This window comes from Arthrobacter sp. FW306-07-I (genome assembly GCF_021800405.1).
Classification (GTDB): domain Bacteria; phylum Actinomycetota; class Actinomycetes; order Actinomycetales; family Micrococcaceae; genus Arthrobacter.
Window position 1 is genome coordinate 4,278,932 of sequence record NZ_CP084550.1, and the last position, 23,442, is coordinate 4,302,373.

The following is a 23,442-nucleotide window of genomic DNA, read 5'->3' on the forward strand; positions in this document are numbered from 1 at the left end:
GAAAGCAACTATCGCTGCTTATATCCTTTTCTTTCCCTTGGAGCACCCATGTCCAAATCCACGGCCGCGCCCGGCGCGGGAGAAACCCTGACGCGACGCCAGATCGTCACCGTGATGGTGGGCCTGATGCTGGGCATGTTCCTGGCGTCCCTTGACCAGACCATCGTTTCCACGTCCATCTACACCATCGCCAATGACCTTGACGGGCTCTCGCTGCAGGCGTGGGCCACCACGGCGTACCTCATCACCTCCACTGTCAGCACCCCGCTGTACGGCAAGCTGAGCGACATCTTTGGCCGCCGTCCGCTGTACCTGACCGCGATCGCCGTCTTCCTGGTGGGCTCCATCTACGCCGGGTCCGTGCACTCGATGACCGAGCTTGCCATTGCCCGCGGCATCCAGGGCCTGGGCGCCGGCGGCCTGCTGGCCCTGGCGCTGACCATCATCGGGGACATCGTTTCCTTGAAGGACCGCGCCAAGTACCAGGGCTACTTCATGTCCGTGTTCGGCATCTCCTCGGTCCTGGGCCCGGTGGTGGGCGGCGCGTTCGCCGGCTCCGCCAACATCCTGGGCTTTGACGGCTGGCGCTGGGTGTTCTTCATCAACCTGCCCATCGGACTGGCCGCCCTGGTGGTGGTGTTCCTGTTCCTGCACCTGCCGGCGAAACACCTCAAGCAGAGGATCGACTACTGGGGCGCCGCCGCCATCACGGTGGCCATCGTTCCGCTGCTCCTGGTGGCCGAACAAGGCCGCTCGTGGGGCTGGGCGTCCACCAACTCGTTCCTTTGCTACGGGGTGGGCATCCTGGGCATCGCGTGGTTCCTGCTCGCCGAGAAGCGCGCGGGGGACTATGCCCTGATTCCGCTGCGGCTCTTCAGCAACATCACGTTCGGGCTGTCCTCGCTGCTGAACTTCATCATCGGCATCGGCATGTTCGGTGCCATCGCGATGCTCCCCATGTACCTGCAGCTGGTCAAGGGCCTCACCCCCACGGAGGCCGGCCTGATGATGATCACCTTCACCGTCGGCATCCTCTTTGGCTCCATCACCGCCGGCCGCACCATTTCGGCCTCCGGCACATTCCGCATCTTCCCCATCATGGGCACCGGCATCCTCACCGCCGCCGCCCTGGTGATGGGCTCGGTCCTGAAAGTGGACACAGGGTTGTGGGTTCCCGGCCTGATCGCGGTGTTCTTCGGCGTCGGCCTGGGCTTCTGCATGCAGCCGCTCACCCTGGCCATGCAGACCTCGGTGCCGCCGCGCGACATGGGCGTGGGAACCTCCTCCGCCGCCTTCTTCCGCTCCATGGGCGGCGCCGTGGGCACCGCCGTCTTCATCTCCATGCTGTTCAGCCTGGCCGCTGACAGGATCGCCGAGGGCATGAAGTCCGCCGCCACGGATCCTGCCTATTTGGCCGTCCTCAAGGATCCCGCGGTGGCCTCGGACCCGGCCAACGCCAAGCTGTACGACTTCTTCAAGAACGGCGCCTCCAACGATTCGCTGAACGACACCAGCTGGCTGCACACGGCCAACAGCACGCTGACCCGCCCCATCACCGAAGGGTTCGCCACGTCCATCGACACGGTGATGCTGACGGCTGCGGCGCTCACCGGCCTGGCGTTCCTCATCAGCTTCGCCCTGCCGCGGAAGAAGCTGACAGACCAGAAGGCCTCGCCGCAGGACAAGGACGACATGCAGATCCCGGCACACTAGCCCGGGCACTAAGACCAGACGACGACGGCGGCACGGCCCGTCGTCGTCGTCTTCTTTTTGGCGCGCATCACCGCTTGGGCGGGCCCCCTAAGTGGATCGGGGAGCCATGGCGTGGAACACTACCGTAAGTACACTGGCCATTCGGTCGGTTCTGCAGCCGACGACGTCCGCACCGCTTCCACCCATTCCAGAACCCAGGGAGAACCATGCCCACTGCACAGGAGCAGACCAACACCGGGATACCGCGGCGGGTGATCTGGCTGGCCCTCGCGGGGGCGGTGGGCGGATTCCTCTTCGGGTTCGACTCGTCCGTGGTCAACGGTGCCGTGGACGCCCTGAAGGGAGAATTCGCGCTGTCCGAGGCCGTGACCGGCTTCGCCGTGGCCGTCGCCCTCCTGGGCTGCGCGGCGGGCGCCTTCCTGGCGGGCAGGGTGGCGGACCGCCATGGCCGCATCCCCGCCATGAAGCTGGGCGCACTGCTCTTCCTGGTCAGCGCCCTGGGTACCGGCTTCGCCTTCGGCGTATGGGATCTGGTGTTCTGGCGCTTGGTGGGCGGGCTGGGCATCGGCCTGGCCTCCGTTATCGCCCCCGCCTACATCTCCGAGATTTCACCCCGGAAGGTCCGCGGCCGCCTGGCCTCGCTGCAGCAGCTGGCCATCACCACCGGCATCTTCGCGGCACTGTTGTCGGACGCGCTCCTGGCCACCAGCGCAGGCGGTGCGGACCAGCGCTTCTGGCTGGGCATTGAAGCGTGGCGCTGGATGTTCCTTGCCGCAGCAGTCCCCGCCGTCGTCTACGGCTGGATCGCCTTCACCCTGCCCGAATCCCCCCGGTTCCTGGTCTTCAAGGGCAAGGAGGAGGAGGCCCGGAAGGTCTTCGCCTCCATCGCCCCCTCCGAGGACACCGACCGGCACATCCGCGACATCCAGGAAGCCATCGAGGAGGACAAGATCGCCGGCCAGAAGGGCTCCCTGCGCGGCAAGACCCTGGGCCTGCAGGCCGTGGTCTGGGTGGGCATCACCCTCTCCGTGCTGCAGCAGTTCGTGGGCATTAACGTGATCTTCTACTACTCCACCACCCTGTGGAAGGCAGTGGGCTTCCAGGAGAAGGACTCCCTGGCCATCTCGGTGGCAACGTCCGTCACCAACATCCTGGTCACCCTGGTGGCCATCGCCCTGGTGGACCGGGTGGGCCGCCGCCCCATCCTCCTGACCGGATCCGTGGGCATGGCCGTGTCCCTGGGCGCCATGGCGCTGGCATTCTCGTCCGCAACCGGCAGCGGCGAGGACATCACCCTCCCCGGCGCGTGGGGTCCTGTTGCCCTGGTGGCCGCCAACGTCTTCGTCATCAGCTTCGGCGCCTCCTGGGGCCCGCTGGTGTGGGTCCTCCTGGGTGAGATCTTCCCGTCCAGGATCCGCGCCCGCGCCCTGGGCCTTGCCGCCGCGGCGCAGTGGGTGGCCAACTTCGTGATCACCCTCAGCTTCCCGGCGATGGCGGCCGCCTCGCTGCCGCTGACCTACGCCATGTACGCCCTGTTCGCGGCCGCGTCCTTCTTCTTCGTGATGTTCAAGGTGCCGGAGACCAACGGGATGTCCCTGGAGCAGGCGGAGACCCTGTTCGTCCCGAAGGGGTCGGCGAAGGTGAAGTAACGCCCCCTCCCCTTCCGCAGGAAAACAGCAGACCCTCCATCACATGGCGTGATGGAGGGTCTGCTGTTTGAAGGGCAGTGGTTAGACGACGTGCGGTTCGTGCGAGGACAGGTACTTGCGTCCGCCGAAGGCGATGGCGATGGCGATCACCATCGCCAGGGCGCCGGCGAAGAACGGAACCTGCGGGCCAAAGTGTTCACCGAGCTGCGCCGCCAGGAACGGTGCCAGCGCGCCGCCCATCCAGCGGACAAAGTTGTAGCCGGAGGACGCCACGGGCCGCGGCGAATCGGACACACCCATGGCCAGTTCGGTGTAGATGGTGTTGTTGATGCCCAGGAGCGCACCGGCCGCGATGACCAGGACGACGACGGCGGGAACCGAGTGTCCGGCTGCCAGTCCCAGCCCGGCGAGGTCCAGCATGAGCAGGAACAGCGTTCCGGTCAGGACCTTGACGGCGCCGAAGCGGTTCTGCAGGGGCGGTGCTACGAAGACGGAGAACACGGCCACGGCAACGCCCCAGCCGAAGAAGACGCCGCCGATTCCATATGCATTCATGCCCAGGATGAACGGGGTGAAAGCCAGGATGGTGAAGAAGCCGTAGTTGTAGAACAGGCCGCTTGCCGCCGTCGTTCGCAGTCCCTTGTGGCCCAGCGCCAGCAGGGGATCGCGCAGGCGCACCTTGCGTTCGGGCAGCGGCGTGTTGGGCAGTAGGGCGATCAAGGCGATGAAGGCGGCGGCCATCAGGACGGCGGTGCCGAAGAAGGGTGCGCGCCACTGCCAACCGCCCAGGAGGGCGCCAAGGAGCGGGCCGAGGGAGATGCCAAGGCCCAGGGCGGCTTCGTAGAGGATGATGGCGGTGCCGGCGCCGCCGCTGGCGACGCCCACGATCACGGCGAGGGCGGTGGCCACGAAGAGGGCGTTGCCCAGCCCCCAGCCGGCGCGGAAGCCCACCAGTTCACCGACGCTTGCCGACAGGCCGGACAGCGAGGAGAAGACTACGATGACGGCCAGGCCGATCAGCAGCGTCTTTTTGCCGCCGATCCGGGAGGAGACGAAGCCGGTAATCAGCATGGCCAGCGCCGTGACCAGGAAGTAGCTGGTGAACAGCAGGGATACCTGGCTGGGGCTGGCGTCCAGGTTGGTGGCGATGGCCGGGAGGATGGGGTCCACCAGCCCGATGCCCATGAAGGCGAACACCGCGGCGAGGGCGGTTGCCCATACCGCCTTGGGCTGCTTCAGGAATGAGGCTTTTTCAGCCTGCAAAGTTGATTCTGGTGCTTGCAGGGATTCTGCGAGCTGGCCGTCCATGGAGGGTACTCCTAAGTTTCAGTACGAATCGGTTCAGTTCTGGAGGGAGGCGTTGATTTTGTCGATGACCGGCAGGGCCTCGGCCAGGGCTTTGCGGTCCTGGTCGGTGAGGGTGCTTAGGATTTCGGCCATCACCTGGTTGCGGCGCCTGTTGGCGGAGTCGACGGCGGCGCGGCCTTCTTCAGTCAGGATCACCCGGACGGCGCGGGAGTCCGCAGGGTCCGGCTCGCGGCGGGCCAGGCCCGCGCGCTCAAGCTTGATGATCTGTTCCGTGGCGCTGGGCACGCGGACCCCCAGGTTCCGGGCGATCTCGCCGACGCGCTGGCCTTCACCGAGCAGCATCTTGAGGGTACTGAGCTGGGCGGCGCTGAGCTCACCGTCGGCGTCGAGGCGCCGGACCAGGTACACACTGTGGCGGAGGGCTTCGCGGAACCCGCTGGCAAGTTCCTGCAGCTTGGCATCGTCGGTATTCATCGTTAGGTAGCCTAACATTTAGGCACCCTAACGGTCAATGCGTCAGAGGGCCAGCTTCATGCCGACGTGGCTGGCCTCGAATCCCAGTTGTTCGTAGAACCGGTGTGCCGCCGAGCGGCTTTTGTGGGTGGTCAGCTGCATCAGGGTGCAGCCCCGGCTCCGGGACTCCTGCACAGCCCATCCCACCATCAGCTTGCCGATGCCCTGGCCGCGAAGGGACGCTGCCACCCGGACGCCCTCCAGCTGCGAGCGCCAGGCTCCCTGGCGGGAGATGCCGGGGAGGAAGCTCAGCTGGAACGTGGCAACCACCGGTCCCGCGTTCTTGCCCGGGGGCACTGCTTCCCCTACCAGCAGCAGGTGGGCGGGATCAGCCTGAATGGCTTCGAAGGCGCGCCGGTACGGCTCCAGGTCCCGGGCCGCCTCGCGGCCGGCCCCCAAAGCATCGTCAGCCAGCAGCTGCACCATGGCGGGCAGGTCCGCGCGGGCGGCGTGGCGGAGGCGGAACGTGCCGCCGTCGACGTCGGCGGTGAACACTGTGGGCGCGGCATCCGGGGTAAGGGTCACCCGCCCAGCTTGGCACAAACAAAGAACGACGCCGGCACTTGGGGGCGGTTTCTAGGGGTCGTTGCAACACTGCTGGTGTTATGTGGTCATTAGTAGATCACGCAGACGCTCGGCTGGGGTGTCCCAGCCGAGCGTTTTGCGTGGTCGGCTGTTGAGTTCTTGGGCGACGTGTTCGAGGTCTTCGGGGCCATAGATGGATAGGTCCGTGCCTTTTTCGAAGTATTGGCGCAGCAAGCCATTGGTGTTTTCGTTGGAGCCGCGTTGCCAGGGGCTGGCGGGGTCGCAGAAGTAGACCTGCATGTCCGTGGCCATGGTGAAGGATTTGTGGGCTGCCATTTCCGCGCCCTGGTCCCAGGTCAGGGAGCCTCGGAGGTGTTCGGGGAGTGTCTTCATCGTGGCGATGAGGCCATCACGGACGGTTTCGGCGGTGTGGTCTCCGGGCAGATGGACGAGCATGACGTATCTGGTGGTGCGTTCAACGAGGGTGGCGATGGCGGACTGGTTGCTTGCCCCGGTGATCAGGTCTCCTTCCCAGTGTCCTGGAACGGCGCGGTCTTCAACTTCGGGTGGGCGTTCGGAGATCATCACCATAGGGTCAGCGAAGCGGGGCTGCCGCTGCTGGGGGTCCTTGTGAGGCTTACGGCGCGTCCGGCCGGTGCGCAGAGCTGCCTGGACTTCACGTTTGAGTCCTCCGCGGGCCTGGAAGTAGAGGGCCTGATAGATCGTTTCTGGGCTCACGCGCATCTCCGGGTCGTTGGGAAACTTCCTGATCAGCTTGTTGCTGATCTGTTCCGGTGACCAGCGCCGAAGCAGCTTCTTCTTCACATACTTTCGTAACCGGTGGTGAGTGACCAGCTTGCTGTCCTTGGGCCGGGGCCGCCGGGCGGTCGCGGCACGTTGGGCTGCATAGGCGTAATACTTCCCATCGTTGACACTGTTCCTGGCCAGTTCCCGGCTGATGGTCGAGGCGGACCGGCCCAGCTCCCTGGCGATCTTCCGGACCGGTGTGCCGGCAGCGCGGAGGTCAGCAATCCGTTCCCGGTCCTGCAAAGTCAGGAATCTGGCATCCAGTGGTTTCTCCAAGGCCGCAAGTGCGGGAAACGCGCCAGAATCGGTGATCGCTTCGTCGGTGGTCAGTGTCATCACACCACTGGTGTAATCGACCCGGCGGCCATCACGGTAGATTCGCCCGTTCCGTGTCCTTCTGACCCCGTTGTCCCATTCCTGGGCCGTGCACCGGTTAATGCCCAGTTCTTTGGCAGCCTCCCGGCGTGTCATTCCAGCTTCGCGGAGCTTGCGGAAATCCTCACGGCTGGGGCCTTCCGTGCGTTTCCGCGCAAGCCCGGCCTTCTGGGTCCACTTGTAACAAGTTTGACGGCTCAACCCCAGTTCGGCAGCGGCAACCGTAGTGCTACCGGTACGCGCCAAAGCCTTGAAGAACGCTGCCTTCACCTCCGGGGTTACTCTCGCCCCACGGACATTCCCGCCATTTATGGTGCCGGCAGATATTCCCGCCTCACGCAGCCACCGGTAGCACGCCGACGGTTTAAGCCCGAGCTCAGCCGCGGCAAGAGCAACACTCCCCGCGCTTGCCAGTGCCCGGAAGAACCCTTCCCTTTCCCCGGAGGTATAGCTCCGTCGAGGGGTCCTGCCCTCGCTTAAAGACGACATGGTCGTTGCAACTCCCAAAACTAAGGGGTGTTGCAACGACCACTAGAACCCAAGGGGTAAGTGCCGGCGTCGTGGTTTCCGCAGTGCGTCGGTAAGTCCCGGGGGACCGGGTCAGGCGGGGGTGCGGGCCATCTCCGCCTGCCGCTCCTCCACCAGGACGGCGACGGCATTGAACAGCGGATGCTCCGGCTCGAGGCCGGTGATCCTTGCCGTGGCCTCTGCGGGGCTGGCCGCTCCCAGGATGCCGGCCAGCTCGGTGGCCTCGGCGTCGGCGGGATCGTTGAACCGCAGCGCGGCGGCGATCGCGCCCAGCAGGGCCTCGGGCACCACGCCGCGTTCGGCAAGTTCCGCGGCCGGGCCGATGAACCGCTCGTGCCGGCTCAGCTTCCGCAGCGGAGCGCGGCCCACGCGGTTGACGGTGTCCGGCAGGTACGGGTTGGAAAACCTGACCAGGATTTTCTGGACATAAGCCTCCTGCTCGTCGTTGCTGAACCCGTGCTTGTCCACCAGCAGCTGCTTGGTCTCCTCCAGCACCGCCCGCACGTCCTCGGCCACGTCCTGGTCCGCCATGGCGTCGGAGATCTTCTCCAGTCCGGCTTCGAACCCGAAGTAGGCCGCCGAGGCGTGCCCGGTGTTGACCGTGAACAGCTTGCGCTCGATGTAGGGCGAAAGGTCGTCCACGAACGTGGCACCGGGGATCACGGGGGCGGAATCACCGAAGGCCGTGCGGTCGATGACCCACTCGTAAAAGGTCTCCACGGTGACGTCCAGGCCCTGTCCGGCCTCCTGGTTGGGCACGATCCGGTCCACGGCGGTGTTGGCGAAAACTGCCTTGCCGTCCAGCACCGCAGCGGTAACCCCGGGCTGGGATGCCACCTCCTTGGCCAGGATGTCCGTGGCGTTGATCGCGTTCTCGCAGGCCATCACCTGCAGGGGTGCCAGGTCCGGCTCCCGCGCAACGATGCCCTTGGCGATCACGGGCGCCACGAACTTCAGGATGTGCGGACCCACCGCAGTGGTGACGATGTCCGCCGTCGAAATTTCCTGGACCAGTTCCGCTTCCTGGGCATTGGAGTTCAGGGCACGGAAGTTGTCCACGGTGCGCACGGCAGGGTTCTCCCCCACCTCGTGCACCGCGTAGCTGTCCGCCTCCTTGAGCCGGTTGATCAGCTCCTCGGCCACGTCCGCGAACACCACTTCGTACCCGGCATCGTGCAGGAGCAGGCCCACGAACCCGCGGCCGATGTTGCCGGCACCAAAATGTACTGCCTTCACTATGCGTTGACCTTTCCGAAGAGGTCCAGGACTTCATCCACGGAGGTGGCGGCTTCCAGGCGGGCCACCTGCTCCTTGTTGGTGAAGACCTTGGCGATGGAGGACAGGATGTGCAGGTGCTCGTTGTTGATGCCGGCAACGCCCACCACGAACTTCACCTGCTTGCCGTTCCAGTCGATGCCTTCCGGGTAGCGGATGACGGACACGGCCGACTTGCGGATGTGGTCCTTGGCGGCGTTGGTGCCGTGCGGGATGGCCAGGAAGCTGCCCATGTAGGTGGACACCGATTCCTCGCGTTCGTGCATGGCAGCGATGTAGCCCTCGTCCACGGCGCCGCGGGCCAGCAGCAACCGGCCGGCTTCGTCGATGGCGGCGTCGCGGGTGGTGGCCGAACCGGTCAGCACCACGCTCTCGCGGGCCAGGATCTCCGGCGAGCCGGCGGCGGGGGCAGGGGCTGCGTCGGCCGGGGCGTCGGCGGCGTGGGCTCCGTGGGTGGTGCCGGCGTCGGCCGCCGCTGCCACTGCCGGCCCGGAGGCGGAGGCGCCGCCGGGTGTACCTGCTCCCGCGTCCGGCCCTTCGGTTGCCGCAGTACCTTCAGTGTTGCTCTCGCGGACCAGGTCAACGATCTCGTCGTAGCGGGGGCTGTTCATGAAGTTGTCCACCGAGTAGTGCATGGCGCTGGAGGTGACAGGCTTGGCGCGTTCGGTCAGGTCCTGGTGGGTGACCACCACGTCGTAGGTGTCGCTAAGGTTGGCGATGGAGGCGTTGGTGACCTTGACGTCCGGGAAGCCGGCCGCCTTGATCTTGTTCCGCAGCACCGAAGCGCCCATGGCACTGGAGCCCATGCCGGCGTCGCACGCGAACACAATGTTCCGCACAGGACCGGCCAGCACGCCCACTCCGCCGCGGCCCGCCGCTGCGCCCGCAGCCGTTCCGGCACCGGTCAGGTGGGAGGACACGGAACTCTTCTTGCCCTTCATCTCCTCCATGCGGGCGGTGGCATCGCCCAGGTCCGCTTCGTCGCTGTGCTTGGTGGTCTTCAGGATGACCGAAGAGACCAGGAAGGAAACTGCGGCCGCCAGGACCACGGAGAGGATCACGCCGAAGTAGCTGTCGCGGGAGGTCTGTGCCAGCACGGCGAAAATGGAGCCAGGGGCGGCCGGCGCCACCAGGCCGGAGTTGGTAACGGCAAGGGTGGCGATGCCGGTCATGCCGCCGGCGATGGTACCCAGGATCAGCAGCGGGCGCATCAGGACGTACGGGAAGTAGATCTCGTGGATGCCGCCGAGGAACTGGATGATGGCTGCGCCGGGAGCCGATGCCTTGGCGGCACCGCGGCCGAAGAATGTGTACGCAAGCAGGAGGCCCAGGCCGGGGCCGGGGTTGGCTTCCAGCAGGAAGAGGATCGACTTGCCCTGCTCAAGGGACTGCTGCACGCCCAGCGGGGTGAGCACCCCGTGGTTGATGGCGTTGTTGAGGAACAGGACCTTGGCCGGCTCGATGAAGATGCTGGTCAGCGGCAGGAGGCCGTTCTGTACCAGGAACTGCACGAAATTGCCCGCGGCGGTGCTGAAGGCGGTGACCAAAGGCGATATGCCGTAGAACCCCAGCAACGCCAACAGGGCGCCCCAGATGCCGGCGGAGAAGTTGTTGACCAGCATCTCGAAGCCGGGGCGGATCTTGCCGTCCCAGATCGAGTCGATCTTCTTCATGGTCCAGCCGCCAAGGGGGCCCATGATCATGGCGCCGATGAACATCGGGATGCCTGCGCCGACGATCACGCCCATGGTGCCGATTGCTCCCACCACGCCGCCGCGGACGTCGTAGACCATCTTGCCGCCGGTGTAGCCGATGAGCAGCGGCAGCAGGTAGGTGATCATGGGGCCTACCAGGCCGATGTTCGGCTTCCCGCCAGTCTCACCGAAACCACCCAGTTGCGGAACCGGCAGCCACCCCTTCTCGATGAAGAGGGCGGTGATGATGCCCCAGGCGATGAACGCCCCGATATTGGGCATGATCATGCCGGACAGGAATGTCCCGAACTTTTGGACGTGCACGCGCGCGCTGGTGCGGGGTTTTGCAACTGTCTCTGTTGCCATGTGATTTCCTAACCGTCATTTCCTGCTGCTCCGCAGGATTGGTTTCGATGATTACGACGATGTACTGCTGGGTATTACCGGGTTGTGCGGCTAACCTGCCGGGCTGGTGGAGATCCGGTGGAGCCATTCGAGGAAGAGCTTGAGTTCCGAGCTGGAAAGCTGGTCAGAGTGCGAAGCCTGAAGTGCGGCGTTCAGGGCGATCGCTGCCACCACCACCGAGGACTTCCCGGTGCCGCCCGGGGCCGGGCCGCTGGCAGGCTCGGCGGACACCGCGAAGATCATGGCGTCCCGGGTCATGGTGGACAATTCGAGGTTGCGTTCGGTGGCGGGCTCCGCAATCAGCATCAGCGTCACACCCACGTTGGCCGCCAGGATGGACCTGGCCGCCTCCCTTGGCTGGACATTCAGCTGGCCCGCCGCCGCTGCCTTGTTCAGCATCTCCTCCATCAACGCTTCGGCATCGGCCACAATGGCCGGCCGGCTTTCCGGGCGGATATTGCCGAACATCACCAGGTACAGCTCCGGCTGGTTGAGGCCGAACTGGACGTGGTTGTCCCACATTCTCCGGATGTCCTCAAGCGGCTGTCCGGAGGGGGCGAAATCCCTTTCGCCCGCGACATATTCTTCAAACCCTGCGGCGACGACGGCGTCGAACAAACCTTCCTTGTCACCGAAGTGGTGGTACAGCGTGGGAGCCGAAACCCCCGCCAGCTGGGTGATCTGGCGGGTGGAGACCGGGGCTCCCGCGGAATTGGCCAACAGTTCCGCGGCAGCACGAAGCAGCCGCATTTTGGGGGGAAGCTGGCCATCCAAACTCATAACCGCTACCCTAGCACCTATAGCGTTGCTATATGAACTGAATCACATACAATTTTTTCAGGCACGTTTCCTGCCCCTGGACGTAGCAGTCCTCCGGCCGGACCCGGCATGGCGCCGGAGCACTTGGCGGGCCTGTCTACCGGCAGAGAATGAGGACCTTCAGTGCAGAACTTCCCAGGAGTAGGCGTCAGCCCAGGCCGCGTCATCGGCACGATCCGGCAGATGCCCAAGCCGATCAGCGAGCCTCCCGCCGGTGAACAGCTGGCCCCTGACACCACTGCCGAAGAAGCCACCGCAGCGTTGAAGGCTGCAGCCCAGGCCGTGCACGACGAACTGAAGGACCGTGCCGCCCACGCTACCGGCGACGGCAAGGCCGTCCTGGAAGCAACTGCCCTGATGGCCAAGGACACCATGCTGATCAAGGGCGCGGCCAAGCTGGTGGCCCGGGGTGTTTCTGCCGAACGCGCCATCTGGGAATCCGGCTCCTCGGTGTCCGAAATGCTGCACAACCTGGGCGGTTACATGGCCGAACGCGCCACCGACGTCCTCGATGTGCGCGCCCGGATCGTCGCCGAGCTGCGGGGCGTAGCCGCACCCGGCATCCCCGCCTCCAACGCCCCCTTCGTCCTGGTGGCAGAAGACCTGGCCCCCGCGGACACCGCAACCCTGGACCCCAACAAGGTCCTGGCCCTCGTCACCGCCGGCGGCGGCCCCCAGTCCCACACCGCCATCATCGCCCGCTCCCTCGGCCTGCCCGCCGTGGTGGCCGCCGTCGGTGTTGACGAACTGCCCGACGGCACCGAGGTCTACGTGGACGGCGCTGCCGGCCTCATCACCGTCGAGCCGGACGATTCCCTGCGCGCAACGGCGGAAGCCTGGGCTGCCACGGCATCGCTGCTCGCGGAATTCACCGGCACGGGCGCGACGGCGGACGGCCACGAAGTGCCGCTGCTGGCCAACGTGGGCGGCGGCAAGGACGCCGAGGCGGCCGCAAAGCTGGGAGCCCAGGGCGTGGGGCTCTTCCGCACCGAGTTCTGCTTCCTGGAACGGGACACCGAACCCAGCGTCGAGGAACAGGCCGCAGCCTACAAGAGCGTCTTCGACGCCTTCCCCGGCAAGAAGGTGGTCCTGCGGACGCTGGATGCCGGCGCCGACAAGCCGCTGCCCTTCCTGACCGATTCCACCGAACCCAACCCGGCCCTGGGTGTCCGCGGCTACCGCACCGATTTCACCACCCCCGGTGTCCTTGACCGGCAGCTGGAAGCCATCGCCCTGGCCGAGCAGCAGTCCCAGGCCGACGTCTGGGTCATGGCACCCATGATCTCCACGGCGGAAGAAGCCGCCCGCTTCGCCTCCATGTGCGCTGACGCCGGCATCAAGACCCCGGGCGTGATGGTGGAGGTTCCGTCCGCGGCCCTCACCGCCGAATCCATCCTCCGCGAAGTCGGCTTCGCGAGCTTGGGAACCAACGACCTCACGCAGTACGCCATGGCCGCCGACCGCCAGCTCGGCCCGCTGGCCAACCTGAACACCCCGTGGCAGCCCGCGGTCCTGCGCCTCGTTGGGCTGACCGTCGAAGGCTCCCGCGCGGAAGGCCACAACAAGCCCGTGGGCGTCTGTGGTGAGGCTGCCGCCGATCCCGCCCTCGCCGTCGTCCTTACCGGCCTTGGCGTCAGCACCCTGTCCATGACCGCCCGCTCGCTGGCCGCAGTGGCAGCGGTCCTGAAGACGGTCACCCTGTCCGAGGCGCAGGAACTGGCCAAGCTGGCCCTGTCCGCACCGAGCGCCACCGAGGCACGGGCATGGGTCCGGGAGAAGCTGCCGGTCCTGGAGGAGCTGGGGCTCTGACGCCCCCGCCCGCCTCCGGTACGCCGGCTGCGGCCGGGATAGGCTACATGCATGGCACTGATAGCCCCCCGAGTCACGGCCGGCCTGCCCGCCGGCGATGCGCGCAGCCTTGCGCGCGCCCTTGAGGACAGCAATGACATCACCGTGTTCGTTGACGGCACCGTCCACCGCCTGCCCGGACAGGCGCGGGACGCCGTCGTGGACCTCCTCGCCAGGCTGGGCCGTGGCGAGACGGTGACCGTGAGCAGCGTGGAGGACATGTTGACCACCTCGCAGGCAGCCGAGCTGGCGGGGATCTCGCACACCTACCTGCGCAACATGACTGACCGCGGCGAGATCCCGGTGGAGTACCGCGGCTCGCACCGCCGCATCCGGACGGCCGACATCATGGCCTGGCTCGAAAAGCAGAAGCTTGCGGAACAGAAGCGCAAGCAGGAAAAGAACGCCGGGGACAACGCCGGCGCGGGCGAGTAGTGCGGACGCGGATGGCTTGGCCGCGGGCCCGGAAAGACATTGCGCTGCAGTCAGCCGACGTGGAAGCGAACGGCTTTCAGGGGCGCATCCTCTGGTCAGACGGAACTCCTGCACCGGGACTGGAGGCTGCGGCCGGTGCGGCAGCACCGGCCTATATCCTCATCCACGGCATCGGTGTTTCGCACCGCTACCTGCGGCGCCTGCATGGCCAACTTGCCGCCGTCGCGCCCACCTATTCGCTGGACCTTCCGGGATTCGCCGCAACACCCAAGCCCGGCAGGCAGCTGTCCGTGGCGGACTATGGCGCCTTCATCGCGCAGGTGCTGAAGGCCAGCGGCATCAGCTCGTACATCCTGGTGGGGCATTCGATGGGCGTGCAGTTCGCCATCGAGGCCGCCCTCTACGCGCCAGGCCAGGCGCAACGGGTGGTGCTAATGGGCCCGGTGGTGGACTCGCGGCACCGCAGCCTGCGGCGGCAGGGCTTGGCCCTGTTCCTTGATGCGCTCCTCCGCGAGAGCGCCTCCTCCAACTGGCTCGTCGTTTCGGACTACTTCCGCTGCGGCCCGCGCTGGTACTTGACTGAGTTGCCCGTGATGATGTCCTATCCAACCGAGCTGCGGCTCGCGGGGATCAACGTGCCGGTCCTGGTCCTGCGGGGCAGCCACGACCAGGTGGCAGGCGGCGATTGGTCGCTCCGGCTCTCTCGCGTGGTGCAGCAAGGCAGTTTCGTCGAGATAGCGCGAGCGGGGCACGTGGTCCAGCACCTGCGCCCCCGGCTGGTGGCCGACGCCATCAAATCCTGGGCCGCGCGGCCCACCGGCGCATCTTGAGCGCGGCGTGCAGTTCCAGGCGGGGAAGCCCCTTCAGGGGGTCCACGCCCAGCAGTTGGCGGATCCGGCCCAGCCGGTTGTAGATGCTGCTCCGGTGCAGGTGGAGCTTGCCAGCCACGTCCTGGACCGATCCGTCGTTGTCATAGAGCAGTTCCAGCACGGGGATGAGCTCGCCGTTGCGGTCGTGGTCCTCAAGCATTCGGAAGTACACCGATCCGGAGTCCGCCCAGGCCCCCACTCCTCCCCCGGCCGAAGCCAGGAGCTGGTACACGCCGGTGGACCTGCAATCCACCAGCTCGCCCAGCTGCGGATCCACCGCCGCGGCCTGGGCCGCCACGCGGGACTGCCGGTATGCCTCGGCGAGCTGCCTGGTCTTGGCGAAGCCCTCGCTGATGCCCAGGATGATCCGGTGGACCGGACGGCCAGAGCGCTTTGCCAGCTCCAGCTGGTAGTGGACCAGGACCTGCGCATGGTTGGCGCGGCCGGTCGATTCCCGGAACAGCACCACCGAATGGGTCTCCGTGCCGGCACTGAAGAGGGCGGCATCCATGCCCACCGTTGCCTGCAGCGCCGTGGAGCGGTGGATCAGTGTGGACGCGATGGGGTCCGGGCCGCTGGCCCACCCGTCGGCATCAAGTACCGTGACCATCTGCCACGGCCCCCGGCCCTGGACTTCCTTCCATCCCGCCACCGCCGCCACCGCGTTGGGTTCTCCGGAACAGGCCAGCAGGAACTCACGCTCCCGACTCCGCCGGAATTCGGATTCGGCAGTATTGGAGTCGAGCAGGAGGCCGGAAAGCAGCTCCAGCTCATGGTTGACGGCCGGCAGCTGGGTGAGGATCGCCGTCGGGCTTTCCTCCGCCGAGTCCTGCTGCACCCAGAGGTACCCCACCCGGAAACCCCGGACCATCAGCGGGACGCAGACCCGGCCCAGCATGCCCAGGTCCGGGTTGGCCGGGACCACGACGGGGCGCACGGCGGTGGCGATCCCATGCGACAGCTGCCACGCGCTCACGTCCGCAGGTACCTTCTTGCTCAGGAGGAAGTTCACCCGCACCCGGTCGGCGTGGGACTGGTTGGAGCTGTAGGCAAGCAGCAGGCCGTCCAGATCTTCTAGGGACAGGCCGCGGCCCAGCTTCTGCGCCACCTGTTCGACCAGCTGTTCCACACCCTGCTGCTGCATGGGCCAACAGTACTGCCTTCAAAGCGCCCTGGACGAACGGACAGGAGGCGACACCTGACGCTTCAGGACTCGACAGATGTCGAGCTGAAGCGGCGGAAAACCTCAGAAATCCGCGGTTTTGAAGTCTGCGCCCCCCACCCGTCATGTCGGCTGGCTCACAGCGGGATTTATCGTTGAAACACGAAAATCCTTCCGCATTTCCCGGCCCACCGGCCCCAAAAACTGGAGCAGACGATGATCATCGGCGTCCCCAAAGAGATCAAGAACAACGAATTCCGGGTGGCCATCACCGCCGCCGGCGTCCACGAGTTCCTCACCCACGGACACACCGTCCTGGTGGAGCGTGGGGCGGGCCTGGGCTCGGGCATCACCGACGAGGAATATTCAATTGCCGGCGCCGAGATCGTCAACGAAGCCGATGACGTTTGGGCCCGCGCGGACATGGTGATGAAGGTCAAGGAACCCATCAAGTCCGAGTACCACCGCTTCCGCAAGGGCCTGATCCTCTTCACGTACCTGCACCTGGCCGCCGAACCGGAGCTGACCAAGGAGCTCATCAACTCCGGCGTCACCGCCATCGCCTACGAAACCGTCCAGGAGGGCCGGACCCTCCCGCTGCTGGCCCCGATGTCCGAGGTTGCCGGCCGCCTCTCCGTCCAGGTGGGCGCCACCTCACTGATGGCTCCGGCCGGCGGCAAGGGCGTCCTGCTCGGCGGCGTGCCCGGCGTCCGCCCCGCCAAGGTGGTTGTCCTGGGCGCCGGCGTGGCCGGCACCAATGCCGCAGCCATGGCCCTGGGCCTCGGCGCCGACGTCACCATCCTGGACATCAACATCAACCGCCTCCGTGAACTGGACACCCAGTACCAGGGCCGGCTGAAGACCGTGGCCTCCAACAAGTACGAAATCGAAAAGTCCGTGGTGGATGCGGACCTGGTGATCGGTTCAGTCCTGATTCCCGGCGCCAAGGCCCCCAAGCTCGTCACCAACGACCTCGTGGCCCGCATGAAGCCCGGTTCGGTCCTGGTGGACATCGCCGTGGACCAGGGTGGCTGCTTCGAGGACACGCACCCCACCACGCACCAGGAACCGACGTACAAAGTGCACGAGACCATCTTCTACTGCGTGGCCAACATGCCCGGCGCCGTGCCCAACACCTCCACCTACGCGCTGACCAACGTCACCCTGCGGTACGCCGTGGCACTGGCCAACCTGGGCGTCAAGGCCGCCTTCGACCGCGATCCGGCCCTCGCCGCCGGCCTCAACATCGCCGCCGGCCACGTGGCACACCACTCCGTGTCCGAGGCCCACGGCCTGCCCCTCGTCGCCGACTGGCACGAGCTCGTTTCGGCCTAGTCCCTCCATCGATTGCTCCGTACTTGTCCTTTTGAACCCTCAAAACGACACCTACGGAGCAATCGATTGGCTTTTAACCAGTTGGCGCGCCCTCTCGATAATCTTCAGGACCTCAACGGCGTCCTCTGGATTTACTGGGAGGGGAAGGGGTGACGCTGCCCCGCCGTCGAGGATCTTGTTCGCCAGCAGGCGGTAGAACTCCGGGTAGTTACCTTGTTCGGTGGGGAGCCGGTCCAGGTGGCCGCCGCGGCCCAGGAGTCCGGCCCACTCGGGGGCCTCGACGCCGTACTCCGCGTCCAGGGGGCTCCCGCCGGCGGCGATGTACGGCTCCTGCGGGTCCACCCCATGCTTGGTGAAGCCGCCAATCGACCCCAGCACCCGGAAGCGCGGCCCCTGCTGCGCGCACAGCATGTTCGTGGTCAGGTGGCTAACCACTCCGGAATTATGCTGCAGGGCCAGGAAGACGTCGTCCTCCGCCCGTTCGTCGGAACGCCGCGCCGTCAGCTCAGCATGCAGCACGCTGGCCGGACCAAAGAGCTGCAGCGCCTGGTCGATCAGGTGGCTGCCGAGATCGAAGAGCGCTCCTCCCCCGTCGGCTGCGGTGGCCCTTGCTTTCCAGGCTTTGGCGATGGTGGGCGACCAGCGCTCAAACCGCGACTCGAACCTGGTCACCGCACCCAGGGCCTGGGCGGCCAACAGCTTTTGCAGGGTGAGGAAGTCGCCGTCCCACCTGCGGTTGTGGAACACCGTCAGGACGCGGCCCCGCTGCCGGGCCAGGTCAACCAGTTCCTGTCCCTGCCCGCTGGTGACGGCGAATGGCTTGTCCACCACCACGTCCAGGCCCGCCTCCAGCGCAGCCTTGGCCAGGGGGTGATGGGTCAGTGGCGGCGTCGCCAGCACCACAAGGTCAAGGTCCGCTGCCCGCTCAAGGACGGCGGCCCCGTCGCGCACCACCTTCACCCCCGGGAGCCCGGATGAGGCAGCCGACTGCCGCCCGGCGTCGGATGTTGCGATGACGTCAAGCGAGTAGCTGGCGTTGGTGGCCAACAGCGGCGCGTGGAACACGCTGCCGGCGAGTCCATAGCCGACAACGGCGGTGCGGATGGTGCGGGGTTCGCCTTCGGTACCGGTCATGGAAACTACGCTACCGCCGCTGCCGAAGGCACAAAGAAGAAAGCCGGCACCCCTGGTGCCCAGGGATGCCGGCTTCTACGTCAGGTGGCTAAGGCCGCCGAAGTGGTGGTTACTTCTTCTCCCAGCCGATGGTGGTCCAGTCCGGAACCTGGGAGAGGCTGCGGAACAGGGACGGCCCGTAGTTGGCCAGACCCGTGCGGACGAAGGAGATCTGCGGGCCGTTGAAGACCACGCCCATGGAGTAGTACTTGGCCATGTGTTCCTTCTCCACATCCATGGCTGCCTTGTTGCGGGCGGCGTTGTCCTCGATGGACGCGAGGTCGGCGATCTTCTTATCCAGCTCGGCGTCGCCCAGCTTGTTCTCATTGGTCTTGGAGTCGTAGTACTGCTTGACGGCTTCCGTGGCATCCGCACCGACGGTGTAGCCGGAGATGCTCAGGTCGAATTCGCGGCTGCCCAGGACTTTGCCGAAGTCGGCGGAGGCGCGCTGGTCAATGCCCACGTCCATGCCACCTGCCTGGAGCTGCTTCTGCAGGGTTTGGGCCACAGCCAAGGTGGTGGGATCGTCACCGAAGTTGCTGATCTTGAAGGCGGCGGGCTTGCCGTCCTTCTCCATGACGCCGTTGGCGTTCGCCTTGTAGCCGGCGTCAGTGAGCACCTTCTTCGCAGCGTCCGCGCCGGTTTCCTTGACCGGGTAGTTGTCCTGGTAGTAGTCGGAGAACGGCAGCAGCATCATGGAGCCGGAGCTCGGCTCTTCCCAGTTGAGGCCGTTGAAACGGACCTTGCGCAGCGCTTCGCGGTCTACGGCGGCGAAGATCGCCTTGCGGACGTTGACATCGGTGATGCGCTGGGCGTTCAGGTTCAGGCCGCCGGCGAACAGCCGCTGGCCGCGGCGGATATCGGTGTTCTTGGTGCCGTCCAGCTGCTTGTAGAGGGAGATGGTGTTGGCGTTCATGGCATCAATCTCGCCGTTCTTGAACGCGGCGATCTGCGCGCTGGTTTCCAGCTGGCGGAACACCACGTTCTGCAGAACCGGCTTCTGGCCCCACCACTTGTCGTTCGGCACAAGGCTTACCGTCTTGGCGGCGGTGTCGTACTGGTCCACCTTGAAGGGACCGGCCATCCACTCGGGGTGCATGTTGCCGTTGAAGCCTTCATTGAAAATCTCAGGAGTGTTGACGGCGGGATGGATCAAACCCGTAAAGAGCGAGTCGAGCGGGTAGACCGGCTGCTTCGTCTTGACGATGACTTCCTTGTCACTGCTGCCCGCCTCCACGGACTCAACGAATTCATAATTGCCGGAGCTGACGATGTCGTAGCCGGCGTCCGGGCTCTTGAGGATGTTCCAGGTGTTCTTGAAGGCCTTGACGTCAATGGGCGTGCCGTCGTTGTAGGTGGCCTTGGGGTTCACCTTGATGGTGATGGTCTGCTTGCCGTCCTTGACTTCGCTGTCCACCGACTCGCAGAAGTCCTTGTTGGGCGTGACTTTGCCATCGAAGGCGATGTCCCAGCAGCCCCACGTACCGGCCCCATCGATAGGACGGTGGAGCGCAGTGTTGTCTGCGCTGTTGCCGTTGTTGGAGAACCCGTTGAAGTCGGGGCCGATGTTACCCAGCGGCAGGGTGACTTTGCCGCCCTGCTGAAGGTCCGCTGCCGGCTTCTCGTTGATGCTGATCAGTTTGGACAGGTCGCTGCCCGATTCCTGCCCCTTCGCGGTTTCGGGGCCGCCGGCACCGCCACCGCCGCCGCAGGCCGTCAGCGCCAGGGCCGCAGCAACTGCTGCAGCTCCGCCGATCCTGTTCAGTTTCCTCATGGTTTTCCCTTCATAGGTGCGAGTGGTGGAGCGTGTGGGTCGAGAAGTCTCAGGGTGCATGGTGGTCCGCGGGTTCGTGGACCACCAACATGTCCTCATCCAGTTCCCCGTCCGGGAAGAAGCAGGCGAACCGCTGGTCCGTGGCGGATGCCGCGCCTTCCAGTGGTGGTTCGAGGGTGAGGCACTTTTCCTGCTTGGCCGGCGGCAGCGCCGCGAAGACAGGACAACGGGTGGCGAAGTTGCAGCCCTTGGGTGCCTGCAGCGGCGAGGGCAGGTCACCTTGGAGGATGATGCGTTCGCGGGTTCGTTCCAGGTGCGGGTCCGGCACGGGGATGGCGGAGAGCAGCGCCCGGGTATAGGGGTGGCGGGGGTTGTCGAACACCCGGTCCACGGCCCCGATCTCCACGAACTTGCCGAGGTACATGACGGCCACGCGGTTGGAGATGTGGCGCACTACGGAAAGGTCGTGCGCCACCAGCAGGTAGCTCAGGCCCAGTTCGGCGCGCAGGTGGTCCAGGAGGTTGATGACGCCGGCTTGGACGGACACGTCCAGGGCCGACACCGGCTCGTCCAGGACCACCAGCTTGGGGTTGACGGCCAACGCGCGGGCGATCCCGATCCGCTGCCGCTGGCCGCCGGAGAACTGGTTGGGGAAGCGGTTGACGTGGTCCGGCTGCAGACCCACGAGCTTCATCAGCTCCATGATCCGTTTCCTGATGGCGGCGCGGTCCATGCCCGCGTTCTGCAGCGGCTCGGCAAGGACCTCGTAGACCGTGAACCGCGGATCCAGGGCACCGGTGGGGTCCTGGAACACCATCTGGAGTTCGCGGCGCATCTTGCCCTTGGTCTTAGCGTCCGCCGCCTGCTTGTTGCTCAGGCCGCCAATCACCACCTCGCCGTCCTGGTCCGGGTGGAACTCCATGATCTCCAGCAGCGTGGTGGTCTTTCCAGACCCCGATTCGCCCACGATGGAGAAGCACTCGCCTTCACGGATATCGAAGCTCAGGCCATCCACCGCCTTGACAGTGCCGATCCTGCGCTTGATCAGGGCGCCCCTGGTCAGCGGAAAGTGCTTCTTCACGTCCTTGAGTTGCAGCACGGTGGTCCGCTCTGCCCGGGGAATTGCGTCGAAGCGGGACACCGGCACGGGCGGGGCCGCGAACACATCGTGGACGTCCACATCCCCGCCCAGGGCGTCGGACTTGATGCAGGCGGCACGGTGCAGTCCCTGGCCGTCGACGGATTCCAGGGCGGGCTCGCCCTCCAGGCAGGCGTCGGAGGCCAGCGGGCAGCGGGGTGCGAACGAACAACCGGTAGGCGGCTGCAGGAGGTTCGGCGGCATGCCCGCGATGGGAACCAGCGAAGTCTTCTCAGCCATGTCTACGCGCGGGACGGCGCCGAGCAGGCCCAGGGTGTAGGGCATCCGGGGGTTGTAGTAGATATCGTCCACGGCGCCGGTCTCCACGGGCTTGCCCGCATACATGACCATGATGTCGTCCGCCATCCCGGCCACCACGCCCAGGTCGTGCGTGATCATGACGACGGCGGCTCCGGTCTCCTCCTGTGCTGTGTGCAGCACTTCGAGGACCTGCGCCTGGATGGTGACGTCCAGGGCCGTGGTGGGCTCGTCGGCGATCAGGACACGCGGGTTGTTGGCGATGGCGATGGCGATCATCACGCGCTGGCGCATGCCGCCGGAGAACTCGTGCGGGAATGCTTTCAGCCGTTCCTTGGGGCTGGGAATGCCCACCATGGCCAGGAGTTCGACGGCGCGCGCCTCCTTGGCTTTGTTGCTCATGGTGGGGTGGTGGATGGTGAGCGCTTCGATGATCTGGGTGCCGACCGTGAAGACCGGCGTGAGGGAGGACAGCGGGTCCTGGAACACCATCGCCAGGTCGTTGCCGCGGTACTGGCACATGTCCTTGTCGCTGAGTCCCAGCAGTTCACGGCCCTTGAGCCGGACGGACCCGGAAACCTCTGCTGTTGGCGGGAGGAGTCCCATGATGGCCAGGGAGGTGACGGATTTGCCGGAGCCCGATTCACCCACGATCCCGAGTGTCTTTCCCGGCATCAGGTCAAAGTCGACGCCCCGGACCGCGTGGACCACGCCGTTCTCGGAATTGAAACGGACGTTGAGGTCGCGGACCGACAGGACCGCGTCCGTCGGGGCATGTAGCCCTGCCACGTGCAGGCGCTCGACGTCGGACCGTGCTGGCTGGGTGGCTCCGGTGGTGGTTTCGCTGCTCATGCCGTCTTCTTTTCCGCCGTGATTTTCCGGGCCCTGGCCTTCTTGGCCTTGCCGGTGGAACTGGAGCTGGGGTCAAAGGCGTCACGCAGGCCGTCGTTCATCATGGCCAGGGATCCGGTCAGCAGGAACATGACGGCGAGCGGAACCCAGAACATCCATGGGAAGGTCTGCACCTGCGAGGTTGCGGCGCCGATCAACACGCCGAGGCTCACATCCGGGACCTTGATGCCGATGCCGATGAAGGAGAAGGCCACCTCGGCAAGGATTGCGGCGGTGACGCCGCGGGTGATGTCCAGGATCAGCAGCGAGCCGATGTTCGGCACCAGGTGCCGCCAGACGATCCGGCGCGGCGGGACGCCCATGTACTGGGCCGCCTTGACGAAGTCCCGCTGCATCAGCGACATGGACATGGAACGGATCAGGCGTGCGGTGCCCATCCAGCTGAACACCAGCAGGACGATGATGAGCAGCAGCCACGACGGCAGCTCGCGCTTAAGGCCTGCGCCTCCGCCGCTGGTGGCCACTGCCACCACCAGGAGCGCTGGCATCATGATCAGCGCTTCCAGGACGAACAGCATGACCTTGTCCACCTTGCCGCCGAAGTAGGCCATGGTGCAGCCGTAGACCGCGGCGATCAGGACCGAGACAAGTCCCACCACCAGGCCGATCAGGATGGAAATCCTGGTGCCCTCGACGGTCATGGCGTAGAGGTCGATGCCCGCCTGGGACGTGCCGAGGTAGTGGTCGGCTGACGGCGGCATCCCGATGCTGAAGGGGTCGATGGTCTCCTTGTCCCACTGGGTGAAGAACCCGCCGATGAACGAGAAAACCGTCAGGGCCAGGAAGATGGCCAGCCCCGCAACGGCCGTCTTGTTGCGCAGGAACCGGCGGAAGATGATGGTGTTTTTGCCGATGACGACATCGGCATTGTCCAGGTGCGCGTCCTGCGCCACGGCTGCCGGGTCGACGGCGTTGAGGTTGGTCATG

General features: G+C 65.9%; 17 protein-coding genes and 1 pseudogene. 6 read left to right on the plus strand and 12 right to left on the minus strand.

Annotated features, from left to right (window positions below; translation table 11 throughout):
• The first annotated feature begins 48 nt into the window (after positions 1 to 48).
• Both LFT46_RS19865 and LFT46_RS19870 read left to right on the plus strand, forming a co-directional pair.
• The gene (locus tag LFT46_RS19865) at positions 49 to 1,713 is read left to right on the plus strand and encodes an MDR family MFS transporter (RefSeq protein ID WP_236820802.1); all 1,665 of its coding nucleotides are present in this window, start codon (positions 49 to 51) and stop codon (positions 1,711 to 1,713) included.
• A gap of 206 nt (positions 1,714 to 1,919) precedes the next feature.
• On the plus strand, positions 1,920 to 3,362 hold the full coding sequence (locus tag LFT46_RS19870) for a sugar porter family MFS transporter (RefSeq protein WP_236820803.1): 1,443 nt from the start codon (positions 1,920 to 1,922) through the stop codon (positions 3,360 to 3,362).
• An 81-nt stretch (positions 3,363 to 3,443) separates the two neighbouring features.
• Here LFT46_RS19870 and LFT46_RS19875 read toward each other — a convergent pair whose 3' ends face one another.
• The 7 genes from LFT46_RS19875 to LFT46_RS19905 form a co-directional block, all read right to left on the minus strand.
• Positions 3,444 to 4,670, minus strand: coding sequence for an MFS transporter (locus tag LFT46_RS19875; protein WP_236800241.1), 1,227 nt, complete (start codon positions 4,668 to 4,670; stop codon positions 3,444 to 3,446).
• A gap of 33 nt (positions 4,671 to 4,703) precedes the next feature.
• Entirely contained in the window at positions 4,704 to 5,144 is a 441-nt protein-coding gene (locus tag LFT46_RS19880) for a MarR family winged helix-turn-helix transcriptional regulator (protein ID WP_236820804.1), read from the minus strand.
• Between the two features lie 42 nt (positions 5,145 to 5,186).
• Positions 5,187 to 5,678, minus strand: coding sequence for a GNAT family N-acetyltransferase (locus LFT46_RS19885; protein WP_236822091.1), 492 nt, complete (start codon positions 5,676 to 5,678; stop codon positions 5,187 to 5,189).
• A 108-nt stretch (positions 5,679 to 5,786) separates the two neighbouring features.
• Positions 5,787 to 6,986: an IS30 family transposase gene (locus LFT46_RS19890; RefSeq protein WP_442863690.1), complete on the minus strand. Its 1,200-nt coding sequence runs from the start codon at positions 6,984 to 6,986 to the stop codon at positions 5,787 to 5,789.
• Between the two features lie 504 nt (positions 6,987 to 7,490).
• Complete coding sequence (locus LFT46_RS19895) at positions 7,491 to 8,654, minus strand: mannitol-1-phosphate 5-dehydrogenase (RefSeq protein ID WP_236820805.1); 1,164 nt, start codon at positions 8,652 to 8,654, stop codon at positions 7,491 to 7,493.
• Positions 8,654 to 10,753: a PTS mannitol transporter subunit IICBA gene (locus tag LFT46_RS19900; RefSeq protein ID WP_236820806.1), complete on the minus strand. Its 2,100-nt coding sequence runs from the start codon at positions 10,751 to 10,753 to the stop codon at positions 8,654 to 8,656. Before LFT46_RS19900 ends, LFT46_RS19895 begins: the two co-directional genes overlap by 1 nt.
• Before the next feature lie 90 nt (positions 10,754 to 10,843).
• On the minus strand, positions 10,844 to 11,572 hold the full coding sequence (locus tag LFT46_RS19905; RefSeq protein ID WP_159629673.1) for a TetR/AcrR family transcriptional regulator: 729 nt from the start codon (positions 11,570 to 11,572) through the stop codon (positions 10,844 to 10,846).
• A gap of 162 nt (positions 11,573 to 11,734) precedes the next feature.
• Here LFT46_RS19905 and ptsP point away from each other — a divergent pair, with 162 nt between their 5' ends.
• The 3 genes from ptsP to LFT46_RS19920 are packed head-to-tail and all read left to right on the plus strand — an operon-like array spanning position 11,735 to position 14,724.
• On the plus strand, positions 11,735 to 13,420 hold the full coding sequence (gene ptsP / locus LFT46_RS19910) for a phosphoenolpyruvate--protein phosphotransferase (protein ID WP_236800245.1): 1,686 nt from the start codon (positions 11,735 to 11,737) through the stop codon (positions 13,418 to 13,420).
• A 51-nt stretch (positions 13,421 to 13,471) separates the two neighbouring features.
• Complete coding sequence (locus tag LFT46_RS19915) at positions 13,472 to 13,894, plus strand: helix-turn-helix domain-containing protein (RefSeq protein ID WP_236800246.1); 423 nt, start codon at positions 13,472 to 13,474, stop codon at positions 13,892 to 13,894.
• Between the two features lie 11 nt (positions 13,895 to 13,905).
• On the plus strand, positions 13,906 to 14,724 hold the full coding sequence (locus tag LFT46_RS19920) for an alpha/beta fold hydrolase (protein ID WP_236800247.1): 819 nt from the start codon (positions 13,906 to 13,908) through the stop codon (positions 14,722 to 14,724).
• Here LFT46_RS19920 and LFT46_RS19925 read toward each other — a convergent pair.
• A pseudogene (locus LFT46_RS19925) lies at positions 14,687 to 16,052 on the minus strand (PucR family transcriptional regulator). The gene LFT46_RS19920 and the pseudogene LFT46_RS19925 overlap by 38 nt on opposite strands.
• An 89-nt stretch (positions 16,053 to 16,141) precedes the next feature.
• Here LFT46_RS19925 and ald point away from each other — a divergent pair.
• Positions 16,142 to 17,260: an alanine dehydrogenase gene (ald, locus tag LFT46_RS19930; RefSeq protein WP_236820807.1), complete on the plus strand. Its 1,119-nt coding sequence runs from the start codon at positions 16,142 to 16,144 to the stop codon at positions 17,258 to 17,260.
• Positions 17,261 to 17,311: 51 nt separating this feature from the next.
• Here ald and LFT46_RS19935 read toward each other — a convergent pair whose 3' ends face one another.
• The 4 genes from LFT46_RS19935 to LFT46_RS19950 all read right to left on the minus strand — a co-directional run bounded on the left by LFT46_RS19935 (position 17,312) and on the right by LFT46_RS19950 (position 23,441).
• A complete protein-coding gene (locus LFT46_RS19935; protein WP_236820808.1) occupies positions 17,312 to 18,394 on the minus strand; it encodes a Gfo/Idh/MocA family protein in 1,083 nt (360 codons plus the stop codon).
• 109 nt (positions 18,395 to 18,503) lie between these two features.
• Positions 18,504 to 20,207 (minus strand): ABC transporter family substrate-binding protein, encoded by a 1,704-nt coding sequence (locus LFT46_RS19940; RefSeq protein WP_236820809.1) that lies wholly within the window; start codon positions 20,205 to 20,207, stop codon positions 18,504 to 18,506.
• Between the two features lie 49 nt (positions 20,208 to 20,256).
• Positions 20,257 to 22,455 (minus strand): ABC transporter ATP-binding protein, encoded by a 2,199-nt coding sequence (locus LFT46_RS19945; protein WP_236820810.1) that lies wholly within the window; start codon positions 22,453 to 22,455, stop codon positions 20,257 to 20,259.
• Positions 22,452 to 23,441, minus strand: a complete 990-nt coding sequence (locus LFT46_RS19950; protein WP_236800252.1) for an ABC transporter permease — start codon at positions 23,439 to 23,441, stop codon at positions 22,452 to 22,454. Before LFT46_RS19950 ends, LFT46_RS19945 begins: the two co-directional genes overlap by 4 nt.
• Position 23,442 lies beyond the last annotated feature (1 nt).